The sequence below is a fragment of the Oceanihabitans sediminis genome (genome assembly GCF_003337215.1).
GTDB lineage: Bacteria > Bacteroidota > Bacteroidia > Flavobacteriales > Flavobacteriaceae > Oceanihabitans > Oceanihabitans sediminis.
Genome location: NZ_QPIG01000003.1, coordinates 255,886 through 274,807, shown reverse-complemented (window position 1 = coordinate 274,807; position 18,922 = coordinate 255,886). Strand labels below are relative to the sequence as shown.

Here is an 18,922-nt window from a genome sequence, read left to right as displayed (position 1 = left end):
CGATTTTTAGGGAGTCATTATAATAATAAATTAGTTTCAATTAATTAAGTTTCTGCCTGTGCAGTAGCATCAAAGTACTATGAAATACATTATACATTTATTTAGAATCCTTGTTGGAGGATTATTTATTTTTTCAGGATTAATAAAACTGAATGACCCATTAGGGTTTTCTTATAAATTACAAGAATATTTTGGCGCAGATGTTTTAAACCTTCCATTTTTAGAGCCTTATGCTTTAGCTATTTCCGTATTTGTAGTAATACTAGAAGTGGTTTTAGGAGTGTTTTTACTAATTGGTTATAAACCAAAATTCACGGTTTGGAGCCTGTTTGCAATGATTGTATTCTTTACCTTCTTAACTTTCTATGCTTGGTATTTTGATAAGGTGAAAGATTGTGGCTGTTTTGGTGATTTCATGCCAATGAAACCAATAGAGAGTTTTATAAAAGATTTAATCCTACTATTTTTAATAGTCATACTATTAATAGGATTGAGATATATAATGCCAATTTTTGGAAAATTCCCAACAACACTTATAGCGCTTTTTGGATTTTTAGGAAGTTTATTGTTTGGTTACCACGTGTTAATGCATTTACCAACATGGGATTTTAGAGCCTATAAAGTAGGAGCAAATATTCAAGAAGGAATGAGTACTCCAGAAGATGCAGCGAAGCCAATTCAAGAATATACATGGACGTTTAATGTTAATGGTGAAGAACAAGAATTTGTTACCAACGGAAGTTTCCCTTCTGTAGATGGAGAATATATTGGTGTAGAAACAAAAGTAATTGATGAAGGTTACGACCCACCAATTAAAGATTTTTCTATTGAAAGTGATGACGAAGATTTAACAGAATACTATTTAGAGAAAGAAAACCTTATAATGGTTATATCTTATAATTTAGCTACAGCAGAATCTTCAGGAATGCATGCAATAAAAGCAGCTACAGATAAAGCAATCAAAAACGGATACACGGTAATAGGTTTATCAGCTTCTGGAACTAGTGAGAAAATAAAAACCAATGAAGCGTATAACTTAAACTTCAACTGGTACCTATGTGATGAAAAAGCATTAAAAACAGTTGTTCGTGCAAATCCTGGAGTTGTAAAACTGAAGAAAGGAACTGTAATTCAAAAAGTTCATTGGAATGATATTGATGACTTAGAATTACCAGAAGTAGAAAGAGAAAAAGAAGTTGAAAAAGAAGTAGAAGAAACTCCTTTGTTTCTAATTGATAATGAAATTACAACAAAAGAACAAGCCGATGCATTAGATGCTGAAGCTATTGAATCGATTGATGTGATAAAAGAAAACACAGAAGGAAGTTCTTTAGATTCTATCAACAAAGTAAATAACTCTTCTTATACTTCTTTGATTAAAATTACCCTTAAAAAAGAAGAATAGGACCTATTCAATTATATAAAACAATAGAAAACTGATAAGCTACTTACTTAATAAAGCCTTTTATGCATTACTCACTTTATTTGGAGTAGTAACTGTTATATTCTTTTTATTTAATGTACTGCCAGGAGACCCAGCGCAGATGATGCTTGGGCAAAATGAGGATAGTGATCAGTTAGCTTTGGTGAAACAGAAATACGGATTTGATAAGCCGCTTAGTACACAGTATTTATATTATATAAACGACTTATCTCCAATATCTTTTCATTCTAAAAATGAACAAGACTATACTTTTTTAAGAAAGAATAAATATGCAGCTACCAATTTGTTTTCTACGGAAAATACAACAGTTGTTTTAAAGTTCCCTTACTTAAGAGAATCCTTCACCAAGCAAGGAAAAAAAGTGAGTCAGGTGCTTGCAGAAACCCTGCCAAATACTTTTGTTCTTGCTATATCGGCAATTACTATAGCTATGTTTTTAGGTGTTGTGCTAGGAATTGTTTCCGCATTAAAAAAAGATACTTTTTTAGATAAGGCAATTCAGATTTTTAGTACCGTTGGTATGTCGGTTCCTTCTTTTTTCTCAGCTATTTTATTTGCTTGGTTTTTTGGTTATGTATTGCATAAATACACCAATTTAGAAATGACAGGCAGCTTATATGAACTAGATGACTATGGAGAAAACATGCATATTAAATGGAAGAATTTAATCCTTCCAGCAATTGTTTTAGGTATTCGTCCGTTAGCAGTTATAATTCAACTAATGCGAAATTCTTTATTAGAAGTTTTTAATCAGGATTATATTCGTACTGCAAGAGCTAAGGGACTTAGAGAATTTCAGATTATAAAAAAACATGCAATTAAAAACGCATTAAATCCTGTGGTTACCGCAATTTCAGGATGGTTTGCATCTATGCTAGCTGGTGCGGTTTTTGTAGAGTATATTTTTGGATGGAATGGCTTAGGTAAAGAAATAGTAAATGCATTAAATACACTTGATCTGCCGGTAATTATGGGAGCTGTTTTAATTATAGCAATTTTGTTTGTAATGATAAATATATTTGTCGACATAATCTACACTTGGTTAGATCCTAAAGTAACCCTTAAATAATTCACCCAAATTATTGGGATTCAATATTAAATTTAAAAGAAACATGAAAAAATATCTAATCGTATTACTAGTAAGCGCCTTATTTTTAGGCTGTAAAGAACAAACACCTACACAATTCACAGACGAAGCATTGCAAGACGTTTTAATCACTTTAAAAGGGGATGAAATTTCCTTTGAAAACATCTTGAAAAAATATGAAGGAAAAAAAATATTAATAGATGTTTGGGCATCTTGGTGTGGTGATTGTATAAAAGGAATGCCAAAAGTTAAAGCATTACAAGAAGAAAATAAAGAAGTGGTATTTTTGTTCTTATCTGCCGATAAAACTTTAGAAAGTTGGAAAGAAGGTATCGAAAAATACAAAGTAAAAGGAGAACACTATTTTATGCCAGACGGAATGAAAAGTGTTTTTAGTAATTCTATCAATGTAGATTGGATTCCTCGTTACCTAATTGTAGATCCGCAAGGAAATATAAAACTATTCAAAGCCATAAAGGCAGATGATAGTAAGTTATTAGATGCATTAAATTAATTACTTTTGCATTCTCTAAAATTTTAGTTGCTGCATATAAGTAAGTGATTAAAATAGTAGAATTTTAAATTAAATAAGAATCTCCCGTTTCAAGTATTATTAGATAGAAATGGGAATAATGATATATGACTATGAGAAAAAATATCGTGGCAGGAAATTGGAAGATGAATAATAATCTTCCAGAAACAGAAGCTTTAATCACCGATTTAAAAAACCAAAAGCAAACTTCTAATGCAGAAGTAATGGTGGCACCTACATTTACAAATCTTTTTTCTGCTTTTCAAGCATTAAGAGAAAGTGATATTGAGGTTGTTGCGCAAAATATGCATTATGCAGAATCTGGAGCATATACAGGAGAAGTAAGTGCTGAAATGCTTAAAAGTATCGGAGTCCAAACAGTTATTCTAGGGCATTCAGAAAGAAGAGCATATTTTAATGAAACAGATGACTTATTAGCTAAAAAAGTAGATGCAGCATTAGCCAAAGATATGCGAGTTATCTTTTGTTTCGGAGAAGAATTAGCAGACAGAAAAGCCAATAACCATGAGAATATCGTAGCTTCTCAAATAAAAAACGCACTATTTCATTTAGAAGCTTCAGCTTTTAAAAACATCGTTTTAGCTTATGAGCCAGTTTGGGCAATAGGTACAGGCGAAACAGCTAGTCCAGAGCAAGCGCAAGATATGCATGCTTTTATTAGAAAGACTTTAAATGAAAAATACGGAAGCGATGTAGCAAATAGTGTTTCAATCTTATATGGTGGAAGTGTAAAACCTGCAAACGCCAAAGAAATTTTTTCAAAGCCAGATGTTGATGGCGGATTAATTGGTGGAGCAGCACTTAAAGCAGAAGATTTTTACGCAATTGTTAATGCGATTTAATCCACCATAAAAATACAAATAGTTTATATCTCAAATAAAAAATGTCCAATACCATATACTTAGGTTACTACTTTAAGGTAGGGCCTGCAGAAACAAGAAATATAGGAACAGAAATTCTAATTGCAGAATTAGGTTATGCAGGATTCGAAAGTTTCGTAGAAACAGAAGAAGGAGTAACTGCCTATATTCAAAAAGAAGAATGGAAAGAAGAAATTCTTAATGATATTCAAATATTAGAATCAGAAGAATTTGATATTTCCTATACTTTTGATGAAATCGAACAAACCAATTGGAACGAAGAATGGGAAAAAAACTTTAATCCTATTGTAGTAGATGATTTGTGCTCTGTTCGTGCACCATTTCATGAAAAACCAAACACCAAATTCGATATTGTAATTGAACCAAAAATGAGTTTTGGTACAGGGCATCATGAAACTACCCACATGATGTTGCAGCATATCCTTCAAAATGATTTTACTAACAAAACCGTTTTAGATATGGGCTGTGGTACTGGAGTCTTAGCTATTCTAGCAGAAATGAAAGGAGCTACAAAACTAGACGCAATTGATATTGATAATTGGTGCTACCTAAATAGTTTAGAAAATGTAGAGCGAAATAATTGTAATAATATTTCCGTTTATGAAGGAGACGCAAGTTTATTAGAAGGAAAAAAATACGATATAATTATTGCAAATATCAACAGAAATATTCTGTTAAATGATATGGAAACCTATGCAAAATCTCTGAACGAAAACGGGATGCTTTTTTTAAGCGGATTCTATAATAACGACATTCCTGCAATCGAAGAAGAATGCAATAAGAATATGTTAAAATTAACCGAAAAGCTTGAAAAAAACAATTGGGTTGCATTAAAATTTTTAAATTAGTAAAAAGTCAATATTTCTGATAAATCACTTAGACTTATGAGCACTAAAGAAAAAATTCAAGAAGTACTTCAGGTAGATACTCTAGAAAAGCATCTAAATGAAATAGTGTTATATAATGATGATGTAAATACGTTTGATCATGTTATAAACACGCTAATTTATGCATGTGATCACACTCCAGAACAGGCAGAACAGTGTTCTATCTTAGTTCACTATAAAGGACAATGTACAGTGAAAACTGGAGAGTATAAAGATTTAGAGCCTCGCTGCACAATGTTGTTAGATGCAGGACTAAGTGCAGAAATTATATAAGGACTTTAGTTTTAGTAACAAATACCCGAATTAACACTGGTGTTAACTTAAAAGGATTATGGAAGAACAAGTAATACTTGTAAACGAAAGGAATGAGCAAATAGGTTTAATGCCTAAATTAGAAGCACATGAAAAAGCATTATTGCATCGTGCTTTCTCTGTATTTGTGTTTAATGATAAAAACGAACTAATGCTGCAACAACGTGCTTTAGGAAAATATCATTCCCCAGGACTTTGGACAAACACATGTTGTAGTCATCAAAGAGAAGGAGAAACTAATATACAAGCAGGAAAAAGAAGATTACAGGAAGAAATGGGCTTTGTTACAGAGCTAGAAGATTCTATTTCTTTCATCTATAAAGCTCCTTTTGATAATGGTTTAACAGAACATGAATACGATCATGTACTTCTGGGTAAATACAATCAAGAGCCAAAAATCAATCCAGATGAAGTTGCTGCATGGAAATGGATGCCTCTAGAAGAGGTGAAAAAAGACATGGAAATGCAACCAGAACATTATACAGCTTGGTTTAAAATTATATTTGATAAATTCTATCAACATATAAATATTACAGACTATGAAAGTAACGGTTAGTAGAAGAGCACATTTTAATGCAGCTCATAGGTTATACAGAAAAGACTGGAGTGATGAAAAAAACACAGAAGTCTTTGGTAAATGTAGTAACCCTAACTTTCACGGTCATAATTATGAACTAATAGCAAGTGTAACTGGAGAAATTAACCCGGAAACAGGTTATGTAATAGATATTAAAGATTTAAAAGATATTATTAAAACCGAAGTAGAAGACGCCTTTGATCACAAAAATTTAAACGTAGAAGTACCAGAATTTAAAGATCTAAATCCTACTGCCGAAAATATCGTAGTTGTTATCTATAATAAAATAAAAAAACAATTAGCTTCCCATTTAGAATTAGAGGTAACCCTTTATGAGACACCTCGGAATTTTGTAAGTTACTCGGGAATATAAATGCCAAATATGCTAAAATACCCTCTAAAGTTCGAACCTATTTTAAAAGAAAAAATATGGGGAGGACAAAAACTTAATGCGCTTTTAAATAAAGACAGCAACTTACCAAATATTGGAGAAAGTTGGGAGATAAGTGATGTTGATGGCGATATCTCTATTGTTAGTAATGGAGCTTTAAAAGGAAAAACCTTAAAAGAGCTATTAGAGAGTTATAAAGCTGAGTTATTAGGCGAAAAAAATTATAAAATCTTCGGAAATAAATTTCCGCTACTAATAAAGTTTATAGACGCAAAAGAAGATCTTTCTATACAATTACATCCTAACGATGCTTTAGCGGCTAAACGTCACGATTCCTTCGGTAAAACCGAAATGTGGTATGTTATGCAGGCAGATGAGAAAGCCAACCTTATCGTTGGTTTTAATCAAGAAATGACTCTGGATAAATACAAAAGCCATCTAGAAGCAAAAAAACTTACAGAAATTTTAAACTATGAAGATGTAGAAGAAGGAGATGTGTTTTTTATAGATGGAGGGAGAATTCATGCTATAGGAGCAGGAGTGATGCTTGCCGAAATACAACAAACAAGCGATATTACTTATAGAGTTTATGATTGGGATAGAGTAGATGCTCAAGGAAACCAAAGAGATTTACATATTGATTTAGCTTTAGAAGCTCTAGATTTTAATATGAAAGATGACTTTAGGGTTTCTTATCCTAAAAAAGAGAACCAAACAAATAAGATGCTTCAATGCCCTTATTTTATAAGTAACTATTTAGAAATAACAGATACAGTTAAAAAAGAAAACACTGTAGATTCATTCATTATTTATATGTGTGTTTCAGGTGAAGCAATAATAGAATCAGAGCAGTTTTCTGAAGTAATTAAAAAAGGAGAAACCGTTTTATTACCGGCAGGAATTAAAACCTATCAAATTACTTCTAAAAATGCTAGAGTATTGGAAGTTTATGTGTAATTTTGCAGGAAATTAAATTAAAATATTATGGCAAATAAAAGAATCCTAAAAAAAGACATCAATTATGTGTTAGGAGATATTATTGAAGCAGTGTACGTTTGGGAGTACTCAAACCCAGGAAAGAATACAGAAGGAAGTGAAAAGGTTATTGACGAAGCTATTGAAGTTTTTGACGAATTAATAGCTAGAGTTAATGATAAAAATGTAGATGACAAAAAAGCTCATTTTAAAGCAATTAACAAAGATCTTGAAGTTAAAGGACTAGAGCTAATTGAAAAAATTAATAATCTAGGATAAAATAATTGAAAAAATGTTTGCAAATATATTTATCTAGTTTATATTTGCAAACGTTTTCGCCGATGTAGCTCAGCTGGCTAGAGCAGCTGATTTGTAATCAGCAGGTCGTGGGTTCGAGTCCCTCCATCGGCTCTTAAAAACCTCTCTTTTTAGAGAGGTTTTTTTTATGCATAATAGTTAGATTTAAAACTTATCTATTAAATAAGTTTATACTAGTTATAAGGCACAAAAAAACACCATTCAGTAAGCTGGATGGTGTTTTTTAGTTTTTATGTAAAATTCCTTATTAGCTCTTTTTTCTTTCAGCAATAAAGTCTTCTAGTTTCTTACCGTATTTAGATTCTTTAACTTTTGGAGTTAGGGCATTGTTTACAGTATCTAACCATTTTATTTGTGCATCGGCAATTTCTGTAAGCACTATATAAGGAGCAACTTCATTGTCGTTGTTTTTCATTGCAAAATTAACCGTATATAAGTATTTGTTCTTTAGTAAGGCGTTTTTCGCTTTTTCGTTAGATCTGATTAAAGCAGAATCATTTGTTTTTAAAGCATCAAATCTTTCTTTGATAAGATTTAGGTTTCTGTCATTAAAACGAGACATAACTTCCATGTATTCTTCTAAAGCTACTTGTTGTTTAGATCCTTTAATTTTAGCGTCTAATCCAAAGTTTTTCACATTTGTACTTACTTCTGTAATTCCTTTTTCTGCAAAAAATGTAATTACTTCATCTTCCTTGCTATTTTTATCTAATTGTAAAAAGAATACTTCAGGACTATCTAACTCACTATATAATTCTATAGGTTCTTCACCATGTACAATTAAAGAGTCTACGGTTAGAATTGTGGTGTCTTGCGCTTTTTTAAGATAAATTGTTCCTTTTTTTAAACCTTTTACATCTACTTTAACGGTAAGATCTTTGTTTTTTCCACAAGAAAATAGAATCGCTAGTAATAATACAAATACTGTGTTTTTCATAGTTGTTTTCTGTTCAACAGAAAGTTTTAAATGTTAGTTTTAATGCTCGCAAATATGCTATAAAAATATTATAAATACTAACTAGCGGCTGCTAATTGCATTAAAATAGTACAACCAATTGCAGCTATAGTTCCTAAGGCATAACCAAATACAGCTAGTAGAACACCTACTGTTGCTAAGGATGGGTGAAAAGCAGATGCTACAATAGGAGCAGATGCTGCACCTCCTACATTTGCTTGACTTCCTACCGCTAAAAAGAAATAAGGAGCTCTAATTAACTTAGCTACTAATATTAATAAAACAGCGTGAATGGTCATCCAAACAAAACCAATGGCGATTAAACCAAGGTTGTCAAAAATCATTGTTAAGTCCATTTTCATACCAATAGAAGCTACTAGTATATAAATGAAAATACTTCCAATTTTACTTGCACCAGCTCCTTCATAATTTTTGGCTTTTGTATAAGAAAGTAAGATTGCTATAATAGTTGCAATACTAATCATCCAAAAGAAGGAAGATCCTAAGAAAGTAAACATATTTCGGGTAGTAGGATTTGCTATTCCTGCTACAGCTTCATTAAAGAAAGGAGCTAAATAGCCAGAGCATAAATGCGCGATACTTACTGCACCAAATGCAATAGCAAGAATTAGCATATAATCTGTTAGTGTTGGGTTTCTTTTTACACTTTCAGAAAAAGTAGAAACCTTTTCTTTTAAAGCTTCTATAGACGAAGTGTCAGCTTTTAACCATTTGTTTATTCTGTCACGTTTTCCGATTCCAATTAATAAAACTGCCATCCATACATTTGCAACTACAATATCCACAAACACCATTCCGCCATATAATTTTTGGTTATAACCATAAATCTCTAACATAGCAGTTTGATTTGCGCCACCACCAATCCAACTTCCAGCAAGTGTTGAAAGTCCTCTCCAAACAGCATCAGGTCCAACACCTCCAACTGTTTCAGGTGAGACTGCAGAAATTAAAAGTATAGCAATTGGTCCACCAATAACAATTCCGATTGTTCCTGTAAAGAACATTATAAGCGCCTTCCAACCTAAGTTAAAAACAGCTTTTAAGTCTATGCTTAAGGTCATTAGCACTAGGGCAGCGGGTAGTAAAAAGCGACTTGCAACGTAATAAATACTTGTTTTGTGCTTTACAATTTCGCCAGCTTCACTGGTTGTTTGCCACTCTGGTGAAATTAAACCAATAGAATTTAAAATAGCTGGAACCATATATGCCATAAAAAGTCCTGGAACTATTTTGTAGAATTTAGGCCAAAAACCTGATTTAATATTTTCGGTATAAAAGACAAAGCCAAGAGCTAGCATTAATAGTCCAAATACAATTGCATCGTTGGTAAATAGAGGGGAGTTATCCATGTAAATTAGTTTTATCACGCAAAATACCAAAATATTTATAAAAATTGAAAGTTTGGCATGAGATTTGAAATAAAGATTTCGGTTACTACGATAAGCTTTTTAGAGTGTGGTTACTTTTAAAAAAGTGTAGTAGCTAATTTTTGGTTGGTTAGTTAAGAAAAGCATCCCTTTGTGGATGCTTTTCTTTTTTTATTAGTGGATAAATGAAACTATAGTTTCAATCACTTCTGGGTTTATCTTTCTAAAAGACTCATTATAGGATTTGGAGTTTTCTAAATTATCTCCTTCAATAGTGAATAGAATATGATTCATATTCTCTATGATTTTAATTTCTGCACTTTCTGAAGCTTCTTTTAAGGATTTGGCTTCATCTACAGAAACTTGTAAATCTTTTGTGCCATTTACAATAAGAATTGGCATATCTAATTCTTTAAGTATTTCAACAGGGTTATATTGCATCCAATTACTCATAAAAGGCTGTAAGCTAATATCGAAAATAGAAGCTAATGCAGGAGGGTAGTCTGTTGTAGTTTTATTTTGTTTTAATATCTCAAAGATTCTTTCGCAATCTTCTGTAAACATAGGAGCAGCTTTGGTGACTTGCTCTACAATAACCCCATCTATAGATTGTCCTGCTCCAGCTAGAGAAATAAACCCGTCTGCATTATCTTTAGCGGCAATCATTCCAACCAAACTCCCTTGACTATGCCCAATGATATATATTTTTGAAAAGTTGTCTTTCTCTTTAAAATAGTCAAGGACAGATTTTGCGTCTGTTACAAAGTCATCAAACATAATGTTTTCATCCACTTTGCCTTTTCTTATTTGTTTTACAATTCTTTTGTCATACCTAAAAGTAGCTATTCCTTGGTTTGTTAATCCTTCGGCAAGTTTTTTTAGGGAGTTGTTTTGTAAGAAATTCTGATTTCCATCCCTGTTTGTTGGTCCAGATCCTGCAATGATTATTGCTAAAGCAGACTTGCTATTGTCATTTGGATTTAATAAGGTCCCGTCAATTAGTTCATTGATTGCAACTTCTTCAGAACTGAAGGTTTTTTCTTGAGAAAAAGATTGCATGCTTATTAATAAAACAATAATTAAAATTTTCAATTTCATAAGACAAAAGGTTATTAATTATATTTTTTTAAAATATTTCTTCTTTTTATTTGTCTTGTAAATTTATATGAAATTAATGGATACTTAACATTATAGTCATATAATTTTAAATTAAAAGAGATACAATTTGATGATTTTTAAAGTTATACCGTTGCTAAATGTTAAAAAAAAGTGTGTTTTGTCGAATTACCAAGTTATTTGTCCTTGATTGTAAGAATTTATTTTATTTTTAATAAGCACTAAAACAGGTTTTTAGTGTTTAGGATTAATTAATATTTGCATTATGTTATGGTTACTATAAAATCGTAAGGTATTTATAGTTAAGTCTGCAAATATCAAGGAACAGAGGTTGAGGGACCTCTGTTTTTTTTGTCTGATTTTTTAAAAATTAGAAGCTTAAATAATAATAAGCCCAATACATTAGAAGAAACTGTAAAGGTATACGAAGTAATAAAATACTTTTAGGTATACCTGCAGATGCTTTTTTGCTAGATAACATATAGAAGTGTACAAATAGAAAAGCCATAAGCATTGCGATAACTCCGTAAATAGCAATATTTTTTACACTTGGAATGCATAAAGTTATACCAAGAAGAATTTCAAAAATGCCACTTAAATAAACCAGTAATTTATGATTAGGTAAATACCTAGGCATGATTCGTAAATACATTTTAGGTTTTATAAAATGCATTGTTCCAGCAAGTATATAAATTGCCGCCATTAGGTATAAATGCCATGGATAGTTCATAAAATAATTCAATTTTTGTCTAAATTAGCATTTAAAGATTTTAAAATGAAGATAAAGTTTGCATTTTTATTAGTTCTAATTCATCTGTCTGTTTTTGCGCAACTTCCTAAAGGTTTTGTGTATGTACAGGATATAATACCAGATATACACCTAGAACTTCGTTATTGTTCCTATAATAATTTTGTAGGTAAACCTGTGGAAGGATATAATGGGGATGTACTTGTTTTTAGTGAGGCAGCAACTAAGGCTTTAAAAAATGTACAAGATGAGCTTAGAAAAAAAGGCTTAGGTTTAAAAGTTTTTGATGCTTATAGACCACAACAAGCGGTAAATAATTTTTCTGAATGGGCTAAAAATGTCGATGACACTTTAATGAAACAGGCATTCTACCCGAATGTGGATAAACGTAATTTATTTAAAGAAGGATATATTGCATCCAAATCAAGACATAGTAGCGGAAGTACCATTGATTTAACGATTGTAGATTTAAAATCTGGAGAAGAACTAGACATGGGAACCCCATTTGATTTCTTTGGGAGATCTTCTTGGTATCTTCATGAAGATCTAACGGAACTACAAAAATCTAATAGAACGTTACTTCATGATGTTATGATAAAGCATGGTTTTAGACATTACCCTAAAGAGTGGTGGCATTTTACCTTAAGAGGAGAACCTTTTAGGAATCAATATTTTGATTTTCCTGTAGAATAGCTTTTTGCGAGTTATTCTTTTTCTTCTTTATATACTTCTAGGCCTAAACCCATAGCATAATTATTTAGCCCAGCTTTTAGAAGGTTAGAATCCTGAATGTTTTTTTTGTCGAATAACACCCATTTATTATTATTTAGAAACACTCGTTTAACGTAGGTTCTAGGTGTTTTTATTTCGTCGGTAAAAGGAAGTAGCGGTCTAAATGTAGTGGAGATTTTTACAATTCCTTTTCTAGTTTTTACTTCTTTGTATTTCTTGTTTGGCAATAGTTTTCCTGTTTTATCGGTATAGCCTAAAACTTGTAGGGAAATAAACATGCCGTTTTCTGGAATAAAAATATCACTGTTTGAAACATCAAGTTCATAAATGCTTTCACTTGCTTCTGTAACTCTAAAAACAATTTTATCGTAGGTTAATACTTCTCCTGGAAGTCCGTTGTTGTTTTCATAAAACTGTACTCTAAACAATGTTGAAAACGAAATTTTATTGGAAGTTTTGCTTTTTCGTTTGCTCCAATCTTTTGCTTCTACTTTAATTGGTAACAATAGCGTGTTTACTTTTTTTGCTTTTGAAGGGTTTTCGTTTTCAAAATAAACAGCTATTTCACTTTCAATAGTAGGTAGCCAACATTTAAAGTAATCGTCATGAACAGTAGGTTTTAGAATTTCTTTTTTCGACTTTCCTTTTGGTCTATAACGTATAAGTACTTCGTCTAAAGCATCTTCAAAGGGAATTAACTCTACAGTATCGCTGAGGTTGTTAGTTGCTATTTTAAAATCTTTGTAACCTAAGGCAGAAATAAAAAGCGTATCAATATCAGCATATAGTTTTTTAGTAAAAATGAATTTTCCTTCGTCATCTGCAAAGATTCCGTTTCCGTTTCCAAAGGAAACAGTAGCGTAGGAGATAGGGTTTCTGTTTTCTTTATCTATAATTGTAGTCTGACCAAAGGAGAGACTATAGATTAAAAATGTGATAAAAAATACAGAGATGGATTTCATTTTACTTTGTAAATTTAACTATTAATACCAGCGCTTTTTTTTCTTTTTGGAAGCTTCGCTCTTTCTTCCTTTCTTATGTTTGCTTCCTGTTTTTTTTGATTTATGAATTATTGGTTTCGCTTTTGGATCTAAAGGGTATGGGTGATTCTCTTCAACTGGAATCTGTATGTTTATAAGTTGTTCGATGCTTTTAACATACGATTTTTCATCTACAGAACAAAGAGAATAAGAGCTTCCAAAATTTCCAGCTCTACCTGTTCTACCAATTCTATGTACATAGGTTTCAGGAATATTTGGTAAATCGAAATTTACCACAGCATCTAATTCATTTATATCAATTCCGCGTGCAGCAACATCTGTTGCAATTAAAATATTTACATAGCCATTTTTAAACTTATTAAGCGCTTCTTGTCGTAAGTTTTGAGCTTTGTCTCCGTGAATAGTATCTACTTTATAACCGTTTTTTAGAAGTGTTTGTTCTAACTTATCTACACCAAACTTCGTTCTTCTAAAAATTAGAATATTTCCTTTAATGGTATTGCGCAAAAGGTGTAAACATAGTTCTATTTTGTTTCTTTTAGGAACGTAATATAAAACCTGACTTACGTTTATTGCTGCCGAAGAAGTAGGAGTGACCTCTACTCGTTCTGGAGTTTTTAATATAGTGTTTGCTAGTTGTTCTACCTTAAAAGGCATGGTTGCAGAAAACAATAATATTTGCTTTCCTTCTGGGCAAAGACGTTCTATTTTTTTAACATCATCAATAAAGCCCATGTCTAACATTAAATCAGCTTCGTCTAAAACCAATGTTTCTACATAATCTAGGTTTATGCAATCCTGTTTATGTAGATCTAGTAAGCGACCAGGGGTTGCTATTAGAATATCTATTCCTTTTTTTAAAACATCTTTTTGTGGCTCTATACTAGTTCCACCAAATATTACTGTACTTGTAAGGTTGGTGTTTTTTCCATAGGTTTTAAAATTCTCATGAATTTGCGCTGCCAATTCTCTGGTTGGACTGACAATCAATGCACGAATTTTTTTCCCTTTTTTAGGTGCATCTTGCTTATCGAATAGTTGTTGTAAAATTGGTAAAGCAAAAGCAGCTGTTTTTCCTGTTCCGGTTTGGGCAGAGCAGATAATATCTTTGTTTTCTAATACAAAGGGAATGGTTTTTTCTTGTACTAATGTTGGGTTGTCGTAACCTGCTTCAGCAATGGCACGAAGTAAAGGTTTATTAAGTTGTAAGTCTTTAAAGGACATGTTTTAATTAAATTTATTAATCTTATGCGAAAATGCTTCAGATGTAGTTTGCAAAGGTACAGGAAGTTTTATTCCATATTATTAAATAAAGCTTTTATCTTAATTTTCTTTGTTATTGTTTTCAACTATTCTTGTGCAATAATCAATAAACTGATATTTTAGATTTTGAATATGCCATTTTGTAGCATCTTCTTTAGAATGTATTATTACATTGAATGTGTTTAGATTTTACCAAAACGCTGTTTACAAACAAAATTACAATGGAAACTATCCGTGAATAGTTTCTTTTTTTCCGTAGCTTTTAATTAATTCGCCTTCAAATTGTAAAAATTCTTCCCAGCGTTTGTTTACATCAACACCTTTACCGTACTGTCTTGCAAATCCTAAAAATGTAGTGTAATGACCAGCTTCGCTAACCATTAACTCGTGGTAGAACTTAGCTAATTCTTTATCTTTAATGGTAGTTGATAAAAGTCTAAAACGCTCGCAGCTTCTAGCTTCAATCATAGCAGAAAACAATAATCTGTCTACCAAACTTTGTTGCTGGTTGCCCCCTTTTATAATGAATTTAAAAAGTTCGTTTACATAAGAGTCCTTTTGTTCTCTACCTAATTTGTAGCCACGAGCTTTGATAATATTATGAACCATTTGAAAGTGCTCTAATTCTTCTTGAGCAATGACTAATAATTCGGTAGCCAAATCAACAAGTTCCGGATTCAAGGAAATTAACTTGATAGCGTTACTAGCTGCTTTTTGTTCGCACCAAGCATGGTCTGTTAAAATTTCTTCAAGATTAGATTCTGCAATATTTGCCCATCTTGGGTCTGTTTCTAATTTTAATCCTAGCATTATTTTTTCTTCTTCTATTAAATATTTAGCTATTCCATTGTTACAACTAAATCATCCTGTTTTACCATATTACCTTCTTTTAAACTAATAGTTTTTATTTTCCCAGATTTAAAAGCGGTAACCGTTGTTTCCATTTTCATTGCCTCAATGATAAATAGCGGATCGTTTTCTTTAACTTTTTGCCCTTTCTTAACTAATACTTTATACAGAGAACCTTGTAATGGTGCTCCTACTTGATTCACATCTGAAGGGTCTATTTTGGTGTTTTCTTCTACTATTATGTTTAGTGAAGCATCTAAAACTTCTACAAATCGGTTTTCTCCATTTACTTTAAAGAATACTGTTCGCATACCTTCTTTGTTAGGAACACTTATAGAAAGAAGCTTCACGATAATTGTTTTTCCTGGTTCTAACTCAATTAAAGTTTCTTCTCCAGGTTTCATTCCGTAGAAGAAATTTTTGGTAGGAATTAAAGCAAGGTTTCCGTAAAGTTTATAATTTTCGTGCGCTTGTTCAAACACTTTTGGATATAAGGTGTATGATAAGAAATCTTCTTCTTCAATAGCTCTTGTAAATCCTTTTTGGAATTTCTTTTTGAAAGTAGCGTATTCTGTAGTGAAATCTATTGGTTCTAAATGAGCATTTGGTCTATCGCTATACGCTTCTTTGTTTTTTAGAATAATCTTCTGAAGCTCTTTAGGGAAACCACCAACAGGTTGTCCTAAATCTCCTTTGAAGAAATTGATAACAGATTCTGGGAAAGAAATACTTTCGCCTCGCTTCATAATATCTTCGGGAGTTAAATCGTTTGTTACCATGAAAATAGCCATATCACCAACTACCTTAGAGCTTGGTGTTACCTTAATAAGGTTTCCAAACATAGTGTTTACTTGGGCGTACATTTTCTTAACGTCATCAAACCTGTCTCCTAATCCTAAAGCAATTGCTTGCGGACGTAAGTTTGAGTATTGACCTCCAGGAATTTCATGCTGATAAACTTCTGCAGTACCAGCTTTTAGCCCTGATTCGAAAGGGTAGTACATCTCACGAGTATCTTCCCAGAAGTTTGAAAATTGATTTAAAGAATTCATATCAAAATCGTGAGCTCGATCTTGGTATTTCATCATTTCAACAACTGCATTAAAGTTTGGTTGTGAAGTTAATCCGGAAAGTCCACCAAGAGCAACATCTACCACATCTACACCAGCTTCAATAGCTTTTAAATAACTTGCTGTTTGTAAAGAAGAAGTGTCGTGTGTATGTAAGTGAATTGGTATGTTCACTGTGTCTTTTAAGGCACCTACCAATTCTGTTGCTGCATATGGTTTTAATAAACCAGCCATATCTTTTATAGCAATCATATGCGCTCCAGCATTTTCTAAATCTTTAGCAAGCTGTGTATAGTATTTTAAGTTGTATTTTGTTTGGTTTGTGTCTAGTATGTCTCCTGTGTAACTAATTGCTGCCTGTGCGATTCCGCTAGTTTTATCTCGTACATAGTTGATACTAGGTTCCATTGCTTTTACCCAGTTTAAGGAGTCGAAAATTCTGAAGATATCCACACCGTTTTCCCAAGATTTTTCTATAAACCTTTCGATTAAATTGTCTGGATATGCTTTGTAACCAACTCCATTTGACCCACGCAATAACATTTGGAATAAAATGTTTGGAACTGCTTTTCTTAATTCGCGTAAGCGTGTCCATGGACTTTCATGTAAGAAACGCAAACAAACATCAAAAGTAGCACCTCCCCAAACTTCCATACTAAAGGTATTCGGGTGATTTTTTGCGAAACTTTCTGCTACTTTTAGCATATCAAAACTTCTCATTCTCGTTGCGAGAAGTGATTGATGCGCATCACGCATAGTAGTGTCTGTATAATGAATTTTCTTTTCGTCTTTTAACCATTGGCAAAATGCTTCAGGACCTAGTTCTGTAAGTAAATCTTTTGTTCCTTTTGGATACGGACTTGATAAACTAAATTTAGGCACCTTCGCATTTCTAAAGATTTTATTGTCATCTTTAAATTTTACATCGGAGTTTCCGTTTACACTAACTTCTGCAAGAAATTGAACTGCTTTAGAAGTTCTATCTTGAGGTAGTTTAATTTTGAAAAGACTTGGTGTATTCTGAATGAAATTCACATTTACCTTTCCTTCTTGGAAGGTAGGATGCTGGATTACATTCTGCAAAAAGTGAATATTGGTTTTAACACCTCTAACTCTAAATTCTTTTAATGCACGAACCATTTTTCGTGTTGCTCCGTTTAAAGTTCTACCGTGGGCAGATACTTTTACAAGCATAGAATCGAAAAACGGACTCACATTATAGCCTTGATAAATACTTCCTGCGTCTAAACGAATTCCCATTCCTGCTGCAGAACGGTAAGTAGTAATGTTTCCGTAATCTGGTTGGAAGTTGTTTTCAGGATCTTCTGTTGTTAGTCTACATTGAAGCGCGAAACCATAAGTTGCAATAGATTCTTGACCATATATTTTTATTTGCTCGTCGGATAGTTTGTACCCTCCAGCAATAAATATTTGAGTTTTTACTAAGTCGATACCTGTAACCATTTCGGTAACGGTATGTTCTACTTGAATTCTAGGGTTTACTTCAATGAAATAGATATTATCATCAGCATCAACTAAAAACTCTACAGTACCAATATTGTTGTAGTTTACTTCGGAAGTAATTGCAACCGCATATTTATATAGATTTTGTTTTACTTCTTCTGAAACATTGTAAGAAGGAGCTATCTCTACTACTTTTTGATGACGACGTTGAACGGAGCAATCTCTTTCGTATAAATGGCGAATATTTCCGTGTCTGTCTGCTACAATTTGAACTTCAATATGTTTCGGGTTTTCTACATATTTTTCTAAAAACATGGTGTCATCTCCAAAAGCATTTAAGGCTTCGTTTTTAGCAGAATCAAAATTATGCTCTAGGTCTTCGGTATTTCTAATAATACGCATTCCACGTCCACCACCACCAGAAGCAGCTTTAAGCATTAAAGGGTAACCAATTGATTTTGCTTCAGAAATGGCAACCTTTAAAGAGGATAGTTTCTTTTTATTACTTTCAATAATTGGAACTTTACATTTTACAGCTATTTTCTTTGCAGTAATTTTATCGCCTAAGGCATCCATTACTTCCGGATCTGGACCAATGAATACGATGTCGTTTTCAGCACATTTTCTTGCAAATTCTGAGTTTTCAGATAAAAAACCATAACCAGGGTGAATAGCATCTACCTTTTTAGATTTTGCTAAATCTATAATAGCTTCAATGTCTAAATATGGTTTTAATGGTTGGTTATCTTCGCCAATTTGATAGGACTCGTCTGCTTTATTTCTATGTTGTGAGTACCTGTCTTCATAGGTGTAAATAGCAACCGTTGCAATGTTTAGCTCGGTACAAGCACGTAGAACTCTTATTGCTATTTCTCCTCTGTTGGCAACTAGAATTTTTTTAATTTTCATCT

The 18,922-nt window shown here is 32.3% G+C and carries 19 protein-coding genes and 1 tRNA gene; 12 read left to right on the top strand and 8 right to left on the bottom strand.

Annotation, left to right across the window (positions count from 1 at the left end; genetic code table 11):
• Nucleotides 1–79: 79 nt before the first annotated feature.
• From DU428_RS09585 to DU428_RS09535, 11 genes are all read left to right on the top strand, one after another.
• Complete coding sequence (locus tag DU428_RS09585) at nt 80–1,405, top strand: BT_3928 family protein (protein WP_113966447.1); 1,326 nt, start codon at nt 80–82, stop codon at nt 1,403–1,405.
• A gap of 31 nt (nt 1,406–1,436) precedes the next feature.
• Nucleotides 1,437–2,513 carry an ABC transporter permease gene (locus DU428_RS09580; RefSeq protein WP_113966445.1) on the top strand — a complete coding sequence of 359 codons (1,077 nt, stop codon included), beginning with the start codon at nt 1,437–1,439 and terminating at the stop codon, nt 2,511–2,513.
• A gap of 43 nt (nt 2,514–2,556) precedes the next feature.
• Nucleotides 2,557–3,045 carry a TlpA family protein disulfide reductase gene (locus DU428_RS09575; protein ID WP_072351273.1) on the top strand — a complete coding sequence of 163 codons (489 nt, stop codon included), beginning with the start codon at nt 2,557–2,559 and terminating at the stop codon, nt 3,043–3,045.
• Between the two features lie 131 nt (nt 3,046–3,176).
• Complete coding sequence (gene tpiA / locus DU428_RS09570; protein WP_113966497.1) at nt 3,177–3,926, top strand: triose-phosphate isomerase; 750 nt, start codon at nt 3,177–3,179, stop codon at nt 3,924–3,926.
• Between the two features lie 41 nt (nt 3,927–3,967).
• Nucleotides 3,968–4,813, top strand: coding sequence for a 50S ribosomal protein L11 methyltransferase (gene prmA / locus DU428_RS09565; RefSeq protein ID WP_113966444.1), 846 nt, complete (start codon nt 3,968–3,970; stop codon nt 4,811–4,813).
• A gap of 36 nt (nt 4,814–4,849) precedes the next feature.
• Nucleotides 4,850–5,125, top strand: coding sequence for an ATP-dependent Clp protease adaptor ClpS (locus DU428_RS09560; protein ID WP_113966442.1), 276 nt, complete (start codon nt 4,850–4,852; stop codon nt 5,123–5,125).
• Nucleotides 5,126–5,180: 55 nt separating this feature from the next.
• Nucleotides 5,181–5,720 (top strand): isopentenyl-diphosphate Delta-isomerase, encoded by a 540-nt coding sequence (gene idi, locus DU428_RS09555; RefSeq protein ID WP_072351270.1) that lies wholly within the window; start codon nt 5,181–5,183, stop codon nt 5,718–5,720.
• Entirely contained in the window at nt 5,704–6,114 is a 411-nt protein-coding gene (locus DU428_RS09550; RefSeq protein WP_072351269.1) for a 6-pyruvoyl trahydropterin synthase family protein, read from the top strand. The genes idi and DU428_RS09550 overlap by 17 nt, the downstream gene beginning before the upstream one ends.
• 9 nt (nt 6,115–6,123) lie before the next feature.
• On the top strand, nt 6,124–7,089 hold the full coding sequence (locus DU428_RS09545; protein WP_165839157.1) for a type I phosphomannose isomerase catalytic subunit: 966 nt from the start codon (nt 6,124–6,126) through the stop codon (nt 7,087–7,089).
• Nucleotides 7,090–7,116: 27 nt separating this feature from the next.
• Nucleotides 7,117–7,386 carry a hypothetical protein gene (locus DU428_RS09540; RefSeq protein ID WP_113966440.1) on the top strand — a complete coding sequence of 90 codons (270 nt, stop codon included), beginning with the start codon at nt 7,117–7,119 and terminating at the stop codon, nt 7,384–7,386.
• A 58-nt stretch (nt 7,387–7,444) separates the two neighbouring features.
• Nucleotides 7,445–7,518, top strand: a tRNA-Thr gene (locus tag DU428_RS09535).
• A gap of 154 nt (nt 7,519–7,672) precedes the next feature.
• On the opposite strand, the gene DU428_RS09530 is transcribed toward DU428_RS09535, so the two are convergent.
• The 4 genes from DU428_RS09530 to DU428_RS09515 form a co-directional block, all read right to left on the bottom strand.
• Complete coding sequence (locus tag DU428_RS09530; RefSeq protein WP_072351267.1) at nt 7,673–8,362, bottom strand: DUF4369 domain-containing protein; 690 nt, start codon at nt 8,360–8,362, stop codon at nt 7,673–7,675.
• Between the two features lie 77 nt (nt 8,363–8,439).
• A complete protein-coding gene (locus tag DU428_RS09525; RefSeq protein WP_113966439.1) occupies nt 8,440–9,750 on the bottom strand; it encodes a DUF819 family protein in 1,311 nt (436 codons plus the stop codon).
• A gap of 192 nt (nt 9,751–9,942) precedes the next feature.
• On the bottom strand, nt 9,943–10,866 hold the full coding sequence (locus DU428_RS09520) for an alpha/beta hydrolase (protein WP_083585086.1): 924 nt from the start codon (nt 10,864–10,866) through the stop codon (nt 9,943–9,945).
• Between the two features lie 388 nt (nt 10,867–11,254).
• Entirely contained in the window at nt 11,255–11,614 is a 360-nt protein-coding gene (locus DU428_RS09515) for a DoxX family protein (protein WP_072351265.1), read from the bottom strand.
• Between the two features lie 45 nt (nt 11,615–11,659).
• On the opposite strand from DU428_RS09515, the gene DU428_RS09510 reads away from it, so the two are divergent.
• On the top strand, nt 11,660–12,325 hold the full coding sequence (locus tag DU428_RS09510) for a M15 family metallopeptidase (protein WP_072351264.1): 666 nt from the start codon (nt 11,660–11,662) through the stop codon (nt 12,323–12,325).
• Between the two features lie 11 nt (nt 12,326–12,336).
• On the opposite strand, the gene DU428_RS09505 is transcribed toward DU428_RS09510, so the two are convergent.
• The 4 genes from DU428_RS09505 to DU428_RS09490 all read right to left on the bottom strand — a co-directional run bounded on the left by DU428_RS09505 (nt 12,337) and on the right by DU428_RS09490 (nt 18,920).
• Nucleotides 12,337–13,326, bottom strand: a complete 990-nt coding sequence (locus tag DU428_RS09505) for a peptidase associated/transthyretin-like domain-containing protein (RefSeq protein ID WP_072351263.1) — start codon at nt 13,324–13,326, stop codon at nt 12,337–12,339.
• A gap of 21 nt (nt 13,327–13,347) precedes the next feature.
• On the bottom strand, nt 13,348–14,589 hold the full coding sequence (locus DU428_RS09500; RefSeq protein WP_072351262.1) for a DEAD/DEAH box helicase: 1,242 nt from the start codon (nt 14,587–14,589) through the stop codon (nt 13,348–13,350).
• Between the two features lie 267 nt (nt 14,590–14,856).
• Nucleotides 14,857–15,438, bottom strand: a complete 582-nt coding sequence (miaE, locus tag DU428_RS09495) for a tRNA-(ms[2]io[6]A)-hydroxylase (protein ID WP_113966437.1) — start codon at nt 15,436–15,438, stop codon at nt 14,857–14,859.
• A gap of 29 nt (nt 15,439–15,467) precedes the next feature.
• On the bottom strand, nt 15,468–18,920 hold the full coding sequence (locus tag DU428_RS09490; RefSeq protein ID WP_113966436.1) for a pyruvate carboxylase: 3,453 nt from the start codon (nt 18,918–18,920) through the stop codon (nt 15,468–15,470).
• Nucleotides 18,921–18,922: the final 2 nt, after the last annotated feature.

Bases quoted from the DNA above. Each gene is read 5' to 3' on its own strand.
- miaE (WP_113966437.1), bottom strand. From the start codon at position 15,438: ATGCTAGGATTAAAATTAGAAACAGACCCAAGATGGGCAAATATTGCA.
- DU428_RS09540 (WP_113966440.1), top strand. From the start codon at position 7,117: ATGGCAAATAAAAGAATCCTAAAAAAAGACATCAATTATGTGTTAGGA.
- DU428_RS09575 (WP_072351273.1), top strand. From the start codon at position 2,557: ATGAAAAAATATCTAATCGTATTACTAGTAAGCGCCTTATTTTTAGGC.
- DU428_RS09585 (WP_113966447.1), top strand. From the start codon at position 80: ATGAAATACATTATACATTTATTTAGAATCCTTGTTGGAGGATTATTT.
- DU428_RS09520 (WP_083585086.1), bottom strand. From the start codon at position 10,866: ATGAAATTGAAAATTTTAATTATTGTTTTATTAATAAGCATGCAATCT.
- DU428_RS09515 (WP_072351265.1), bottom strand. From the start codon at position 11,614: ATGAACTATCCATGGCATTTATACCTAATGGCGGCAATTTATATACTT.
- DU428_RS09545 (WP_165839157.1), top strand. From the start codon at position 6,124: ATGCTAAAATACCCTCTAAAGTTCGAACCTATTTTAAAAGAAAAAATA.
- DU428_RS09490 (WP_113966436.1), bottom strand. From the start codon at position 18,920: ATGAAAATTAAAAAAATTCTAGTTGCCAACAGAGGAGAAATAGCAATA.
- DU428_RS09530 (WP_072351267.1), bottom strand. From the start codon at position 8,362: ATGAAAAACACAGTATTTGTATTATTACTAGCGATTCTATTTTCTTGT.
- tpiA (WP_113966497.1), top strand. From the start codon at position 3,177: ATGAGAAAAAATATCGTGGCAGGAAATTGGAAGATGAATAATAATCTT.
- prmA (WP_113966444.1), top strand. From the start codon at position 3,968: ATGTCCAATACCATATACTTAGGTTACTACTTTAAGGTAGGGCCTGCA.
- DU428_RS09560 (WP_113966442.1), top strand. From the start codon at position 4,850: ATGAGCACTAAAGAAAAAATTCAAGAAGTACTTCAGGTAGATACTCTA.
- DU428_RS09500 (WP_072351262.1), bottom strand. From the start codon at position 14,589: ATGTCCTTTAAAGACTTACAACTTAATAAACCTTTACTTCGTGCCATT.
- DU428_RS09550 (WP_072351269.1), top strand. From the start codon at position 5,704: ATGAAAGTAACGGTTAGTAGAAGAGCACATTTTAATGCAGCTCATAGG.
- DU428_RS09505 (WP_072351263.1), bottom strand. From the start codon at position 13,326: ATGAAATCCATCTCTGTATTTTTTATCACATTTTTAATCTATAGTCTC.
- DU428_RS09510 (WP_072351264.1), top strand. From the start codon at position 11,660: ATGAAGATAAAGTTTGCATTTTTATTAGTTCTAATTCATCTGTCTGTT.
- DU428_RS09525 (WP_113966439.1), bottom strand. From the start codon at position 9,750: ATGGATAACTCCCCTCTATTTACCAACGATGCAATTGTATTTGGACTA.